Here is a 15,053-nt window from a genome sequence, read left to right on the forward strand (position 1 = left end):
AGGGTGGTACCGCGTGTTAAAACTCGTCCCTTTATTATAGAGGAATGAGTTTTTTTATTTTATTTTTAGAAAAGTTGGAGGGTGAAACTATGCATATTTTAGAGGATTTGGCGCGTAGAGGACTTATTAATCAAGTGACAGATAGAGAAGGTTTAGAAAAGCATCTTTCTGAAAATGTAGTAACCTTATATTGTGGATTTGATCCTACAGCAGATAGCTTACACATCGGACATTTAGTACCACTCATGATGCTAAAACGATTCCAAAAGGCTGGACATCGACCAATTGCTTTAGTCGGTGGTGGAACTGGTATGATTGGAGATCCGAGTGGTCGTTCTACGGAACGTTCGTTAAATACAGAAGATGTGGTAAAGGGCTATAGTGACAGCTTAAGAGCACAAATTTCGAAAATTCTAGAAGTAGATCAAGATGAAAATCCAGTGGTTGTTAGAAATAATTACGAGTGGCTTGGAAGCATGACTGTTATTGACTTCCTACGTGATGCTGGTAAACACTTTGGTGTTAACTATATGTTGGCAAAAGAATCTGTTTCAGCACGTATCGAACAGGGGATTTCCTTCACGGAATTTAGTTATATGATTCTTCAATCTCTAGATTTTCAAATGCTATACATGAAGGATAATTGTACCTTACAAATTGGTGGTAGTGACCAGTGGGGAAATATAACTGCTGGTATGGAATTAATTCGTCGTGGACGAGAAAATGAAGAGGAAGATGTAAAGGTATTTGGGCTAACGGTTCCACTCATAACGAAAGCGGATGGAACTAAGTTTGGTAAATCAGCAGGTAATGCAGTTTGGTTAGATGCTGAGAAAACCAGTCCTTATGAATTTTATCAATTTTGGATTAATACGGATGACCGTGATGTAATGAAATTTTTACGTTACTTCACTTTCTTAAGTGAAGAAGCCCTTGCTGAATTAGAGCAGGAGGTAGACACTCGTCCAGAAAAGCGAGTGGCTCAAACTAGATTAGCCGAAGAAGTTACCAGGATGGTTCATGGTCAAGAGGCAGTTGAGCAGGCGCAAAAAATATCAGCTTCTTTATTTAGTGGGGATATTAAAGCTTTATCTGCAAGTGAAATTGAACAAGGATTTAAGGATGTACCTACATTCCAAATGAATAGAGAAGATTTAGGATTAGTTGATTTACTTGTTAATGCGAACATTTCGTCTTCTAAGCGCCAAGCAAGAGAGGACATTACGAATGGTGCTATTTATATTAATGGTGAAAGACAACAGGATTTAGACTATGTATTATCGGAAGCGGATCAGATTGAAGGGAAGTTTACCATTATTAGAAGAGGGAAGAAGAAGTATTTTATGATTCGATATAATTAGGAAGGAAAGCTGTTCAAAGGTTTAGATCTTTGAACAGCTTTTTTTGATAGTTTCAAGATGGTTAACTGATATGCTTAATGGTTGAAAAGATATCTAGGTTGCATTACTATTACGTAGTGCTAGTTCTAAATACCTATAAATATGAATGGTCAATTAAAACAGATTTCCTAACTATTCAAATTAACCCATTAAAGAGTAGATTTTAAATACTATATAGGTATTTTGATTCATATGAAAGGAAGGGAATGAAAAGGTATTAATCATTTTGGTAGTAGTTAGGCATTATACATAGGAGAAACATTAAACTAAAGACAACTAAGGAGAGAGCATAATGCTAAATTTTAAAAGTATAAAACAAAAGATGCTACTAGGATTTTCAGTGGTAATTATATTAGTTATATTTCTAGGAGTGTATAATTTCATTTCGGTGTATAAAATGAATCAGGAAACAACCGAAATGGTTGATCGGAAGGTTCAATTATTAATAGCTAATGAACAGATGTCTTCAACCATGTCGAACAGAATTGCTGCAGCCCGAGGATATGTACTATTTGGCAAGCAGGAATATAAAGACATCTTTGACCAATATACAGAGAAAGGTACAGAATATGAAGAGCTATTTAAAAGTTTAGCAGATTCGAAGGAATTTGATGAGCTTATTAATCAAACAGTTGAATGGCGACAATTTATAAAGGAACAAGTATTTGCTGAGTATGAAAAAGGCAATAAGGACCAAGCAATCAAAAACTTGGAAGCTAATAGCGTAACTGCGAGGGAATTAAGAGAAGGGTATGAAAAACTAGCTACTGAAATGGAAGAAGAAATAAATGATGCTGGTGACTCTATTGTAGCTAGTGGTAAGACGAATCTAGTACTTGAGACTGTTATACCTATTAGTATAGTTATACTTTCGCTTGTAGTAGCTTTATTTACAGCTTCTTCCATTACGAATCCTATACGATTAGTTATGAATCGAATGAAGGCAATTGCAGGTGGAGATTTAAGTAATAAGCCACTAGAAACTAAATTGCAAGATGAATCAGGACAGCTAATTGCGGCAACAAATGAAATGAATAGTAAGATGCGAGATTTACTAAATCAAATTCAAATCGTTTCAGAGACTGTTAGCGGTCATAGTGAAGAATTAACGCAAACAACAAATGAAGTGAAGTCTGGTTCCGAGCAAGTAGCTGTAACAATGCAAGAACTAGCTTCAGCGGCAGAAGCCCAAGCTAACCATGCAAGTGATTTATCTACTGCCATGAATACATTTACAGTTAAGGTCGAAGATGCGAACAGAAATGGGGAAGGGGCTCTACATAATTCAAATGAAGTTCTTGAAATGACTACCGAGGGTAGTAAATTAATGGAGATGTCTACAAATCAGATGGCATTAGTGGATGGTATTGTACATGATGCTGTTCAACGTGTTAAAGGCTTGGACATTCATGCTAAAGAAATTACGAAGCTAGTATATGTAATTAAAGATATATCGGAGCAAACAAATCTATTAGCACTTAATGCGGCAATAGAAGCAGCAAGGGCAGGAGAACTTGGTAAAGGATTTGCAGTAGTTGCGGACGAGGTAAGAAAGCTTGCAGAAGAGGTGTCCATGTCTATTATGGATATTACCAATATCGTTACGAACATTCAGAATGAATCTCAACGTGTATCAGAATCATTAGAAGGTGGCTACAAGGAAGTAGCCCAAGGAACTGGACAAATTAAGAAGACTAGTCAAACCTTTGAAGATATTAGTAAGGCAGTAATAGGTATGGTAAATAACATAAATACGGTGTCCCACAATTTATCCGATATTTTGGCTAGTAGTCAAGAAATGAATGCTAATATTATGGAAATTGCCTCCATATCAGAAGAATCAGCAGCTGGTGTAGAGGAAACCTCTGCAGCTTCTGAACAGACAAGCAGTTCGATGGAGGAAGTAGCAAAAAGCTCAGAAGAACTTGCTAAATTAGCCGAGCAACTGAATAATTTAACACGTCAATTTAAGCTATAGACAAGAAAAGGAAAGCACTGAGGAATAAAGTGACTTTCCTTTTCTAGTTTTTCTAATAACTTTATATAAGTACTTTAGAGAAGGGAAAATAGAAGTATTTTACCTACTAGCATTAAAACAAGGATTTGTAACCTTTCAACCAATTGATAAAGATTCAGAATAATATTTACTTTACAAAGTAAATATTATTACTCTATAATTAAGTTGTACTGGATGAAAACATATTACATTTTCATGTGTCCGGACCACAAGAAGCCGTGTTATTCCTTCATCCAAACCATATTTTTCTATGGAGGTTAAATCTATGTCCAAAATTTATGAGTTAGATCCTACTTCTGACACCTTGCATGGATTTTTTAGCAAAGATATAGAACCTGCATTACACATTCATTCAGGAGATACTGTTATTTTTCAAACATTAGATTCGGCATGGGGATTAGAAAAGCGTTTATCTCCGGGTGCACAAAGAAAGCGATTTACAGAGATTAAGACAGAACGACAAGCGGAGCAATTTGGCCATGCATTAGTTGGCCCAGTCTACATTCATGGTGCAAAGCCAGGACTTACTTTAGAGGTAAAGGTTAATGAGATTATTCCAGGCTCATGGGGATGGACTTCAGGAGGAGGATTTCCGAGTTACTGGAATAAAAAGCTAGGCTTGGATCAAGAGAAAGAAGTACTTCTGGATTTCGAACTTGATATTGAAAAAATGGTGGGTACAAGTCAATTTGGCGATTTTGACTACACTGTTGGGTTACATCCATTCATGGGGATTATGGGTATGCCCCCAGAGGAAGAAGGTCAACATTCTACATTCGTTCCTCGAGAAACTGGCGGAAATATCGATTGCAAAGAATTACAAGCAGGGAGTACTTTGTTTTTACCGATATCTGTTCCGGGTGGTCTTTTTTCTACAGGAGATGGTCATGCAGCTCAAGGGGATGGTGAAGTGGCGGGCCCTGCGTTAGAGTGCCCAATGGAACGGGTGAGTTTAACTTTTTGTGTTAGAGATGACATAAAAATAGAGAGACCACGAGCAAAAACGAATTCAGGATGGATCACCATGGCATTTCATGAAGACCTGGATGAAGCTATGTGGCTTGCATTAAATGATATGCTGGATTTAATGTCGGAGCTATACAATATTTCCCGAACAGAAGCTTATGCTTACGCAACATTAGTGGTGGATTTACGTGTTACACAAATTGTCAATTTCTCAAAAGGAGTCCATGCTTTTTTACCTTTTGATGCCTTAAAGTGATAGATTAATCTATTATTTTTTTCAGCTAAAACAAAATAACAGACTTCCGTGGCTATGGAAGTCTGTTATTTATTTGTTACGCTCTTTTGGCCGGCTAACTATTAACTTTCCAACTATTTATATACCATCGTTTAATGTTCCTATATAGAACAAATTGTCAGGGGTTACGTTATCTAAATAACCTTCCAAAATGCGACTGACATCATCTAATGTATTCGATAATGATACCGAAGCACCTTTCTTTTTAGTAAAGGGTTCTGCAACAAAAAAACGTTGCGTGAAGTAGGCTTCAAGGCGCTCGCCTCGCTTATAAATTTCCTTGTCTGCAAATGGTAATTTATCAAAACCAAGAGCATTAACTAAAAAACGTAATTCCCGATACCGGCGCATAATCTTCCGTGTTTTTTGTTGAAGATTGAAATGCTTTTTATCAAGTTGAGCATCTTCAATCATTACGGAGGTAGAAGAAACAGGATTTACTGCTGGAAAAAGTTTTCTTGACACTTGTTCTGCATCAAAAATCATGAGTGTATCTAAAGGTCCATATGGAAGTTCTTCATCTACCGCTTCTCCAGTAGGGTCGATAAGGAATGTCGTAATCGTTTTTCCTTCAGGTAGCTTCACTTTTTCGAGTAATGAATAGATTTCTCCTGAGACAACTAAGGATCGATCAGTAGCTAATGCTACATCTTGTTTGTCATTTAGTCGCATCATTTTCTCATATGCGCTTTCTGTGTCTTGGCAAAGAATATTTGCAGATTCTCTAACCTCGTTTAATTCAAGACTATCCAACCTTGGCATTAAAAGTACAGTAGCATAATTTCTTTCTTTTAACCGATAAAATATTTCAGCTAGTAGTACCAATTGTCCCATTCCCGGTCTAGCGATGAAACCATTTATTCCTCCTTTCGTTATCGGAGCTAAAAAATCCAATGCTTTAATACCAGTTTCAATCATTTGCACATTATTCCCACGAATGATTAAATCATCGACTTTACACTCTGCAAGTTCTGCTAATGCTACTAACGTTCGCACTTCTGCACGTTCTAACGGAGTCTTGCCAGTACATAAATTAGATACGGTTGCAGGGCGCAATCCTTTTTCTTTAGCTGCTATCGTTAAATTAGGAACTCGCTTTCGCAGTAATGAAACATTAAGTTTTAAATTATCCACTGACTGATGCTCCCTTACTTCTTGGATATGTATATTTTAAATCTCTAATCATAGTGTAACAAGAATGTTTGTTTCAGTATTAATTAAAGGTAATTTACTTCATCTTACACTATTAGATATTTTTACTGAAAGAATAATCCCCTCATGCATAATAGTATTGTTTTCTCCAAATAAGAATTTATCTCTTTATTTTATAACATAAAAAAGCCCCTGAAACATTGATAAAACAATATTTCAAGGGCATTGATGCATAATAATTATACAGATTAACGAGAGTAGAACTCAACGATTAACTGTTCGCTGATTTCAGATGGAAGCTCAGAACGTTCTGGTAAACGATTGAAAGTTCCTTCTAGTTTATCAGCATCAAATGTTAAATAATCTGGAACGAAGTTGTTTACTTCGATTGCTTCTTTCACGATATCAAGATTTCTTGATTTTTCGCGAAGGCTAATTGTTTGACCAGGTTTTACTAGGTATGATGGAATATCTACACGAGATCCATTAACTGTCACGTGACCATGGTTTACAAGCTGACGAGCTTGTCTGCGAGTACGTGCAAGACCTAGACGATAAACAAGGTTATCAAGACGAGATTCAAGAAGAACCATGAAGTTCTCACCATGAACACCTTTCATTTTACCAGCTTTATTAAATAGTGTACGGAATTGACGTTCGTTTAAACCATACATAAAGCGTAGTTTTTGTTTTTCTTGTAGCTGTAAACCATATTCAGAAAGCTTTCTGCGTTGGTTTGCTCCGTGTTGCCCTGGAGCATAAGGGCGTTTATCTAGCTCTTTGCCAGTTCCTGTTAGTGAAATGCCAAGACGACGTGATTTTTTCCATTCTGGACCAGTATATCGTGCCATGGGACATTTCCTCCTTTTTATTTTATTTGCATAAAATAAAAATCCAACCGTGATCGTTCCTCACGCCATTTTATTTTCATGTACCATCGCTCCAGCAGCAGAGAGTTACACGATACACCTCATATGGAAGAGGAATAAAATGGTCGAGTGGTGATTCACTTAGGCTGCCATATTATTTTACACAAAGAATAGTATATAATTTTTCAGAGGTTTAGTCAAACATTCTATAAAAATTTTAAAATATTGTTGAATTCATTAACTCAAAGTAGGAGAAAAATCTATATTTATTATATAATGAAAATATATTAGTTATTACTCCGGGTGATATATAAATGATAGATGAGAAGACAATACAAATAAAATTACAATTAATTAATTATGAGTTACTGATGACAACATCACCTATGAGTGAGAATCTCTATGAAAAACTCTCTTATCAAATAAGTGGACTACTAGAATCATCTTTTCTAGTAATCTATTTGTTTGATCAGTGGACAAATAGTTTCTTTTTAAAAACGAAAAACATTCAGCAAAATAGAATACTGTTAAATCAGATGATATATGATCCTACACTCACATATCGACGGGCAATTGCAGATGAACAGAAATTAAGGATAAATGATAATGACTTATTTACAGTGAGCTCATCGCATATGAACTATCAACTCATCCCTCTAAAACCGACAAATGGTCCTATCGGCATGATGGTTGTCGGAATGGAGAACGGAAGCGCCATTTCAGAGGGGATACAGCAAGTAATAAGGAAAGAAGTAGAATTACTGTTAGATTATATTTATATCATTGAACAAAGAGATAAGAATGAGAAAAAGAATCAGGTTCTATTTGACATGATCTCGCATTTCTTAAACCTAAAAACAAAAACAGAAATTTTTACAGAGATTATTACTGCATTAAAAAAGGTCTATCCTAATTTTGACTTTTATCTTCATCTATCCCAAGAATATGAAAAAAATACAGATCTCCCTGTAAAGCTTCTAGAGATTAGGAATGATGTTCAAAGCTCCAGTTCAACAGCTTTTTTAACTGCCGAAATACAGATTGAAAATCAGTTAGACGCGAATATGACGTATGTGTATGCTCCTTTAGCGGGACAGCAGGGAGTTTATGGGGTATTACAAATTATTATTCCAAAGCTTTTGGATATTCCAAAAGCTGAAGTAGACTATATTTCAAGGTTTGCAAATGCTGCTGGAAAAGCAATAGAAAGTACGACACTATACCTGAATTCAAAGCATCTTGTATCAGATTTAACAATGATTAATGATTTAATTCATCAATTAAATTCTAATCTGAATTTAACAGAAATTACCAAAATAATTCGAAATCAAATTACGCTACTTTGTGCTCCAGAGGAAATAGGGTTTGTATACAACATTCAAGAGAACACCAGATTATTTGAAACGTTAGAAGGTAGTACAGCATTTTTTGATACAGTTGAGGGAAAAGGATTTATTAAATACTTGCTCGGAGAAGTTGAACTTCAGCAGGAGGCTATTTTTTCTGGTGAATTTAAGCTTAAGAGTGAGGATATACCTTTTCGTTCCATTATGGCAATACCAATGGAAAACAGTGGTTCAATCAATGGTTTAGTAATCATTCTACATCGTAAGCCATATGCTTTTTCTTTTGAACAATATAAATTATTACAATCGATATTGCGTCATTCAACACTAGCATTTATCAATACCATATTGAAGGAAAAGTTGCAAAAGGCAGCTTCAACTGATTATTTAACACAGTTATTTTCACGAAACTATTTAGATAAGAAAATTGTTGAACATATGAAAAATGGCGAATATGGTACATTAATCTTGTTCGATATTGATGATTTTAAAAAGGTGAATGATACGTATGGTCACTATATTGGTGATGAGGTAATTAAACAAGTGGCAGAGATTATTATGTCTACTATTGAAGATCGTGATATTCCAGCTAGATGGGGTGGGGAAGAACTCGCAGTATATTTACCCAATACAGAAATAGACGAAGCAGTGCAAGTAGCACGAAACATTGGAGATCAAGTGGAATCTTTTACAGAGCCACGGGTAACGTTATCAGCTGGTGTATCCTCCTGGTCAAACAAAAGGAAGGTTACTCCGAAGAGCTTTTTCATTCATGCAGATAAAGCCTTATATGAAGCAAAAGGTTTTGGGAAGAACTGTGTTGTAAGATATAGTGTAGATGAGAATACAGATGAACTGATTCGTGAATAATGAAAGGTCTGACCCTCCAAATTAATTGGAAAGACAGACCTTTTTAGTTTATTAGTTGAAAATATGATTTATTAAAGCTTCTACGAAATTCTCTAAAAAATGCTGATCGATTTCATCAAAACGGTTAAGAATTGGGCTGTCAATATCTAAAACACCTAGTATTTCATTATTCTTAACTAGTGGAATTACAATTTCTGATTGACTAGCACTATCACAGGCAATATGGCCTGGAAATTGGTTAACATTCTCTACACGCATTGTTTTTCTTTCTTTAACTGCTGTACCACAAACGCCTTTTCCATAAGGAATTCGAATACAGGCAGGTAGCCCTTGGAATGGACCTAACACGAGCTGATCTTCTTTCCAGAGATAAAAGCCAACCCAATTAACTTGGTCAAGAAATTGATTTAGTAATGCTGAAGCGTTCGAGAGATTGGCTATTGTATCGGTCTCATCATGAAGCAGTGCTTCGAGTTGTTTGATGACTAATTCATAATCTTTCACTTTATCTCCTGAATAAGCTGTCGTTTGAAACATAGTATTCTTCCCTTCAGTATTTGAATATAATCGCTTTATATGATAACTATCGTATGGGCTGTTGAAAATAAAAAAATGCAGGAAAAACGATCTCTTTGTCGTATATATACATATAGTCACCTATTTCTACCCATAAGGAGTTGATATCAATGAATGATATCCCAACGAAACGAAAGGTAGTGGAGGCAGCATCTGCTCTTTTCTATCAAAAAGGATTCCACGGTACCTCTGTACGGGATATTGCTGAAAAGGCCTCTGTCAATGTATCCTCTATAAGCTACTATTTTAAGGGGAAACAAGGTCTTTTAGAATTTGCAGTATCTAATTATTACGAAGAGTATCTTTCCATCATTGAAACAACTCTTGAAGAGTCTATCGAACTAGATGCGCTCGAAAGTTTAAAAAATTTAATATATAAGATTATACAATATAAGCATATGAATCTACAATTATCCTGTTTTATCCATCGTGAATTATCAATGGATTCTGTATTTGTTCGTGAAATGGCAGTAACGTATCTTGCTAAGGAAAATTATATTATTGGCAATGCTTTTTCAGCGTTATTTAAGAACAAAACTGAAGATAAGAGCAAACCTGATAGACAATATCTTCTCATGCAGCTAAAAGGAATGTTAGTAACACCGTATATTTTACACAATGAATGGAGAAGCCAAATAGTTGGAGAATATTCCCATTCTTTATTTATTAAAAGGTATGTACAAACAATCTGTAATTGGTTGGATTATATTGCAAGATAAAAGAAAAGGTTGTTTTCCAAACAGCCTTTTTGCTTTCTAAAACAAGTAAAATAGCATATAAAGTCTGAAAAAAAGCAAATAGCGACAAAAAATTTAAAAAAACTCCTGTTTTCATGGAAATTCTTAGCCAAAATTCGCAAATACATGGTATCATAGGGAATAGAATACATAGTTTTACGTGAAAAAGATGGAATATGTTTTGGATTTTTTTAGGGGGCTTTACGATGGAGATTATTATTGGAATTATACTAGTCATTATTGCGTTAATTATCATAAGCCTTATTATGCGTAAGAGGGTCTACGATAATGTTGATCGTCTAGATAGTTGGAAATTAGAAATTATGAATAGGAATGTTTCTTCTGAGCTAACTAGAATTAAGACGCTTAATTTATCTGGTGAGACACAGGACCGATTTGAATCCTGGAAGGACCGTTGGGAGCTTATACTCTCGAGAGAGCTACCGGATATAGAAGAGCTGTTATTTGATGCTGAAGAAGCGGCAGATAAGTTCCGATTCTCTTCTGCGAAAAAGATATTGCGCAAAACAGAGCAAAATTTACAAGCAGTTGAAAAAGATATAGAAAAAATACTATTGGAGCTTGACGAGTTGGTTGATTCAGAGGAATCCAGCCGTAAAGGTGTAGAAACCATTCAGCCCGCTATTAAAGAATTGAATAAGAAGATTTCACAAAATAGATTCCAATATGGTAAAGCAGAGGTGCGTTTTGAGGTAGAGCTAGATGAGCTCAAAGACGCACTGCAACATTATCATGATCTAGTTGATTCAGGTAATTATATTGAGGCAAAAACGGTAGTTGATGATTTAAAGGAACGTTTAGAACTCTTGCAGGTCGAAATTGACGAGTTCCCTGACATTTATCGAGCATGTAAACAGGATATTCCTTCCCAAATCGATGACCTTTATGCAGGCATTAGGGAAATGAAGGAAGATGGCTACCGTATAGACCATCTTGGATTTGAAAAGGAATTACAGGGTTATCAACAACGATTAATTGATTGTGTGGATGCTCTTGAAAAAGGGAAAGCTATTGATGCAAAGGCACTTCGGACTGAGGTGGAAGACCGTATCCAAGAAATGTATCAACTTTTAGAGAAGGAAGCTATTGATAAGAGCTTTACGGAATCTCAGGTACCAGGTTATCAAAAGTCTATAGAGGAAATAGTAGCATCCTTTGAAGAAACAAAGGATGAGGTAGATAATTTAAGAGACGCTTATTACTTCGAAGATTCAGATATGGAGAAGTATTTAGCACTAGATAAAAAGATTACACAGCTACAAAAGATTTACGATGAAGTTGTCGAAGGATTAGAAAATGACAATATTCCTCATTCGGATTTAAGGGCTAAGCTAGAAAGTGGATTAAACCAACTTCAAGAAATTCAAGAGAAACATCATGACTTTAAGAAAAGTGTCTTTAACCTTCGAAAAGATGAATTAGAAGCAAAGGAAAAATTAAACGAAATTCGTGATCAAATTAATGATACGAATCGAAGAATTAAAAAGAGTAATATTCCTGGTGTTCCAAGTTATATATGGAACGCAATGGAAGAGGCAACGGAAAAATGTAATCATGTGTTAACTTCATTGGAAAAGAGTCCTTTAGATATTGGGGAAGTTCAACGGGCTTTATTTGCAGCCAAGAGTTCTGTTGAGATGCTATTAGAGAAAACAGAGATTATGTTGGATCAAGCACGTTTAACAGAACAGGTAATTCAATATGCTAACCGTTATCGTAGTAAATTTCCTTTACTTGCAGCTAAGTTAGCTGAATCAGAAGCACTTTTTCGCAATTATGAATATGAGGTTGCTCTAGAAAATGCTGCTAAAGCACTAGAAGAAGTGGAGCCAGGAGCATTAAAACGAATTGAGGAAAATCAATTAATTTTACATTAAGAATTGAAAATAACGATTACAGTCAAGGGCTGCTTTATGGAAGAAAGTTTTCCTAAAGTCAGCCTTTCCATTTTCTACTTAAAGGAGAAATTTTAGTGATTTATTTAGATAATAGTGGAACAACGAATCCACATCCAGAAGTATTAAAAAGCTTTCAAGAAGTATCAACAAGGTTTTTTGCAAATCCTTCATCGATTCATCAATTAGGTGGAGAGACCGAAAAGCTACTTATAAAGTCAAGACAACAGGCTGCAAAGCTTCTTAGTGTGCATGAAGATGAGATTATCTTTACCTCTGGTGGAACGGAAGGGAACAATACTGCAATTAAAGGTATTGCTCTACAGCATCAGGGTCGTGGAAAACATATTATCACGACTGAAATTGAGCATCCTTCTGTCTATGAGGCATGTAAAAGTTTAGAATCTTTAGGATTTGAAGTAACATATTTACCAGTGAACCAAAATGGTGTAGTATCAGTAAAGGATGTTACAGAAGCCATACGGAAAGATACTATTTTAATAAGCATCATGCATGTCAATAATGAAATCGGCTCAATCCAACCAATTCAAGAAATTGGTCAACTAGCTAAAAAGTATCCTAAACTGTTTTTTCATGTGGATCATGTTCAGGGCCTTGGTAAAGTTCCTCTTACTCTTGAGAATAGTGGTATTGACCTTTGTTCAATGTCAGGTCATAAAATTCACGGTTTAAAAGGTACTGGAATATTGTATTGTCGTAGAGGAGTCAAGCTATTTCCATTATTCCATGGTGGAGAGCAGGAAAGAATGATACGTTCGGGAACTGAGAATTTAGCAGGAGTGGTCTCATTTGTAAAGGCACTAAGACTAATAAAAGAACGAGAAGTAAATGATGGGGATAAATTACGCCAATTGCATCAGTATTTGGCAGCAGAGCTGGAAAAAATTGATTTCGTTCAACTTAATAGCCCAGCGAATTCTGCCCCGCATATTGTGAATTTTTCTATCCCTGGCTTAAAACCAGAGGTAATGATTCATACTCTAGGTAAGCAAGGTACCTATATTTCAACTAAATCTGCATGCTCCTCAAAGAGCCTTGACGAAAGTAGGATAGTTAAAGCGTGTGGATATTCATCGGAACGAGCAAAATCAGCTCTTCGAGTAAGTTTAACCTATGACAATACGATGGATGAAATAAAGATATTTTTAAAGCAGTTAAAAGAGGCACTGAGCCAATTAAAAGAAGTAATGGAGTAGATAATTATGGAATATGATCATATATTAATTCGCTATGGTGAATTAGCCTTAAAAGGTAAAAATCGCAAAAGTTTTGTAGAGAAACTACAACAAAATATCCGTCATAAGCTTCAAGAATTTGAAAATGTAAAAGTTAAAAGGACACAAGGAAGGATGTTTGTTTTGCTTAATGGGCATGATCCTCACGAAGTCCTAGAAAAATGTAAGAATATATTTGGTATTCATAGCTTTAGTTTAGCGATAAAAGTTGAGAATGATTTAGAGAAAATAAAGGAAGCAGCACTATACGCGTTGAAAAATGGAGAAAATATAAAAACTTTTAAAGTAACAGTAAAGCGCATAGATAAGAGTTTTCCTATACGATCACAAGAACTAAATCAAATACTAGGTGGACATTTATTAAGTAATACAGAAGATTATACTGTCGATGTTCACCACCCAGATATAGATGTGAAGGTTGAGATTCGTCAGGAAGCAACCTATATTACATCTAGTATTATTCGTGGCTCTGGTGGTCTTCCTGTTGGTACCTCTGGAAAAACACTTCTACTGTTATCAGGTGGTATTGATAGCCCTGTTGCGGGTTACTTGGCTATGAAGCGTGGAGTAGAAATTGAGGCTATTCATTTTCATTCACCACCATTTACAAGTGATCGTGCAAAACAAAAGGTTATTGACCTAGCTGAAAAGTTAACAAGCTATGGTTCTAAAATTAATGTACATGTTGTACCATTTACTAAATTACAACAAAAGATCTTTCAAGAAACTCCGGATAACTATGGAATGACGGTAATGAGAAGAATGATGCTTCGGATTAGTGAGCGTGTTTGTCAAAAGGAAGGGATTCTTTCGATGACAACCGGGGAAAATTTAGGCCAGGTTGCAAGCCAAACAATGACTAGCATGTATACAATCAATGAAGTTACAAACTACCCTATTCTTCGACCTTTAATAACAATGGACAAGGATGAAATTATAGAGATATCAAAAAAAATTGATACCTTTGATATTTCTATTCGGCCGTATGAGGATTGCTGTACCATATTTGTCCCCAAAGCACCAAAAACAAAGCCAAAAAGGGATCGGGTAAACTATTATGAATCCAATTATGACTATGAAGAATTAATACAGGAAGCAATAGATGGTATCGAGGTCATTGAAATATCAGAGAAGAAAAGAGCAGAGGATGTGTTTGAAGGGTTATTCTAATTTAGCAATCTTGAATTGATTTATTGATGATATAATTTTTTAGATATTTAGCAACACTTACCAATAATTTTTCGAATGAAGAACCTCTTTTTTACACAATATAAGTGTACCAAGGAGGTGAGATACCATGGCAAACAACAACAATTCAAATCAGTTGGTAGTACCTGGTGCTCAACAAGCATTAGACCAAATGAAATATGAAATCGCTCAAGAATTTGGTGTGAATCTTGGTGCTGATACTACTTCTCGCGCTAACGGTTCTGTTGGTGGAGAGATCACTAAGCGTTTAGTTCAAATGGCTGAACAACAGTTTGGTGGAATGAACGGTTAATGACAATTTAATAGCATAAATGGCTAGAGGCTGGGACAAAACCCCAGTAAATAAAAAAAAGAGTGGTACTTACCTAAACAGGTGAATACCACTCTTTTTATGCACACAAAAAGGACACCTTTTGATAAAATTAAAGTTACCACACAATAATT

Annotated in this window: 12 protein-coding genes and 1 other annotated feature (1 of these 13 only partly in view); of the genes, 9 read left to right on the top strand and 3 right to left on the bottom strand. The window is 35.5% G+C overall.

Features of this window, described 5'->3' with window-relative positions; translation table 11 throughout:
* Positions 1–34: a binding site (T-box leader), on the top strand (it extends 185 nt beyond the left edge of the window).
* 55 nt (positions 35–89) lie between these two features.
* The 3 genes from tyrS to KI338_RS17390 all read left to right on the top strand — a co-directional run bounded on the left by tyrS (position 90) and on the right by KI338_RS17390 (position 4,639).
* Entirely contained in the window at positions 90–1,361 is a 1,272-nt protein-coding gene (tyrS, locus tag KI338_RS17380; RefSeq protein WP_212922296.1) for a tyrosine--tRNA ligase, read from the top strand.
* A gap of 331 nt (positions 1,362–1,692) precedes the next feature.
* The gene (locus tag KI338_RS17385) at positions 1,693–3,378 is read left to right on the top strand and encodes a methyl-accepting chemotaxis protein (RefSeq protein ID WP_212922297.1); all 1,686 of its coding nucleotides are present in this window, start codon (positions 1,693–1,695) and stop codon (positions 3,376–3,378) included.
* 304 nt (positions 3,379–3,682) lie between these two features.
* The gene (locus KI338_RS17390) at positions 3,683–4,639 is read left to right on the top strand and encodes an acetamidase/formamidase family protein (protein ID WP_212922298.1); all 957 of its coding nucleotides are present in this window, start codon (positions 3,683–3,685) and stop codon (positions 4,637–4,639) included.
* 117 nt (positions 4,640–4,756) lie between these two features.
* On the opposite strand, the gene KI338_RS17395 is transcribed toward KI338_RS17390, so the two are convergent.
* Together KI338_RS17395 and rpsD are read right to left on the bottom strand one after the other, a co-directional pair.
* Complete coding sequence (locus KI338_RS17395; protein ID WP_212922299.1) at positions 4,757–5,812, bottom strand: P-loop NTPase family protein; 1,056 nt, start codon at positions 5,810–5,812, stop codon at positions 4,757–4,759.
* Between the two features lie 266 nt (positions 5,813–6,078).
* The gene (gene rpsD, locus KI338_RS17400; protein ID WP_212922300.1) at positions 6,079–6,681 is read right to left on the bottom strand and encodes a 30S ribosomal protein S4; all 603 of its coding nucleotides are present in this window, start codon (positions 6,679–6,681) and stop codon (positions 6,079–6,081) included.
* A gap of 332 nt (positions 6,682–7,013) precedes the next feature.
* On the opposite strand from rpsD, the gene KI338_RS17405 reads away from it, so the two are divergent.
* Positions 7,014–8,915: a sensor domain-containing diguanylate cyclase gene (locus tag KI338_RS17405; RefSeq protein WP_212922301.1), complete on the top strand. Its 1,902-nt coding sequence runs from the start codon at positions 7,014–7,016 to the stop codon at positions 8,913–8,915.
* Positions 8,916–8,966: 51 nt separating this feature from the next.
* Here KI338_RS17405 and msrC read toward each other — a convergent pair whose 3' ends face one another.
* A complete protein-coding gene (gene msrC / locus KI338_RS17410; RefSeq protein ID WP_212922302.1) occupies positions 8,967–9,452 on the bottom strand; it encodes a free L-methionine (R)-S-oxide reductase MsrC in 486 nt (161 codons plus the stop codon).
* A gap of 149 nt (positions 9,453–9,601) precedes the next feature.
* Between msrC and refZ the strand changes: the two genes are divergently transcribed.
* The 5 genes from refZ to KI338_RS17435 all read left to right on the top strand — a co-directional run bounded on the left by refZ (position 9,602) and on the right by KI338_RS17435 (position 14,901).
* The gene (gene refZ / locus KI338_RS17415; RefSeq protein WP_212922303.1) at positions 9,602–10,210 is read left to right on the top strand and encodes a forespore capture DNA-binding protein RefZ; all 609 of its coding nucleotides are present in this window, start codon (positions 9,602–9,604) and stop codon (positions 10,208–10,210) included.
* A gap of 224 nt (positions 10,211–10,434) precedes the next feature.
* Positions 10,435–12,126 carry a septation ring formation regulator EzrA gene (gene ezrA, locus KI338_RS17420; protein ID WP_212922304.1) on the top strand — a complete coding sequence of 564 codons (1,692 nt, stop codon included), beginning with the start codon at positions 10,435–10,437 and terminating at the stop codon, positions 12,124–12,126.
* Positions 12,127–12,221: 95 nt separating this feature from the next.
* Positions 12,222–13,361, top strand: a complete 1,140-nt coding sequence (locus KI338_RS17425; RefSeq protein ID WP_212922305.1) for a cysteine desulfurase family protein — start codon at positions 12,222–12,224, stop codon at positions 13,359–13,361.
* A 6-nt stretch (positions 13,362–13,367) separates the two neighbouring features.
* Positions 13,368–14,570, top strand: a complete 1,203-nt coding sequence (thiI, locus tag KI338_RS17430) for a tRNA uracil 4-sulfurtransferase ThiI (protein ID WP_212922306.1) — start codon at positions 13,368–13,370, stop codon at positions 14,568–14,570.
* A gap of 127 nt (positions 14,571–14,697) precedes the next feature.
* The gene (locus KI338_RS17435) at positions 14,698–14,901 is read left to right on the top strand and encodes an alpha/beta-type small acid-soluble spore protein (protein ID WP_212922307.1); all 204 of its coding nucleotides are present in this window, start codon (positions 14,698–14,700) and stop codon (positions 14,899–14,901) included.
* Positions 14,902–15,053 lie beyond the last annotated feature (152 nt).

This window comes from Ornithinibacillus bavariensis, assembly GCF_018333235.1.
In the GTDB taxonomy this organism is placed as follows: Bacteria; Bacillota; Bacilli; order Bacillales; family Amphibacillaceae; genus Ornithinibacillus; species Ornithinibacillus bavariensis.

What these genes read in the sequence shown, in the direction of transcription:
- rpsD (WP_212922300.1), bottom strand. Translation starts at nt 6,681, where the DNA reads ATGGCACGATATACTGGTCCAGAATGGAAAAAATCACGTCGTCTTGGC.
- msrC (WP_212922302.1), bottom strand. Translation starts at nt 9,452, where the DNA reads ATGTTTCAAACGACAGCTTATTCAGGAGATAAAGTGAAAGATTATGAA.
- tyrS (WP_212922296.1), top strand. Translation starts at nt 90, where the DNA reads ATGCATATTTTAGAGGATTTGGCGCGTAGAGGACTTATTAATCAAGTG.
- KI338_RS17390 (WP_212922298.1), top strand. Translation starts at nt 3,683, where the DNA reads ATGTCCAAAATTTATGAGTTAGATCCTACTTCTGACACCTTGCATGGA.
- KI338_RS17435 (WP_212922307.1), top strand. Translation starts at nt 14,698, where the DNA reads ATGGCAAACAACAACAATTCAAATCAGTTGGTAGTACCTGGTGCTCAA.
- ezrA (WP_212922304.1), top strand. Translation starts at nt 10,435, where the DNA reads ATGGAGATTATTATTGGAATTATACTAGTCATTATTGCGTTAATTATC.
- refZ (WP_212922303.1), top strand. Translation starts at nt 9,602, where the DNA reads ATGAATGATATCCCAACGAAACGAAAGGTAGTGGAGGCAGCATCTGCT.
- KI338_RS17385 (WP_212922297.1), top strand. Translation starts at nt 1,693, where the DNA reads ATGCTAAATTTTAAAAGTATAAAACAAAAGATGCTACTAGGATTTTCA.
- KI338_RS17405 (WP_212922301.1), top strand. Translation starts at nt 7,014, where the DNA reads ATGATAGATGAGAAGACAATACAAATAAAATTACAATTAATTAATTAT.
- thiI (WP_212922306.1), top strand. Translation starts at nt 13,368, where the DNA reads ATGGAATATGATCATATATTAATTCGCTATGGTGAATTAGCCTTAAAA.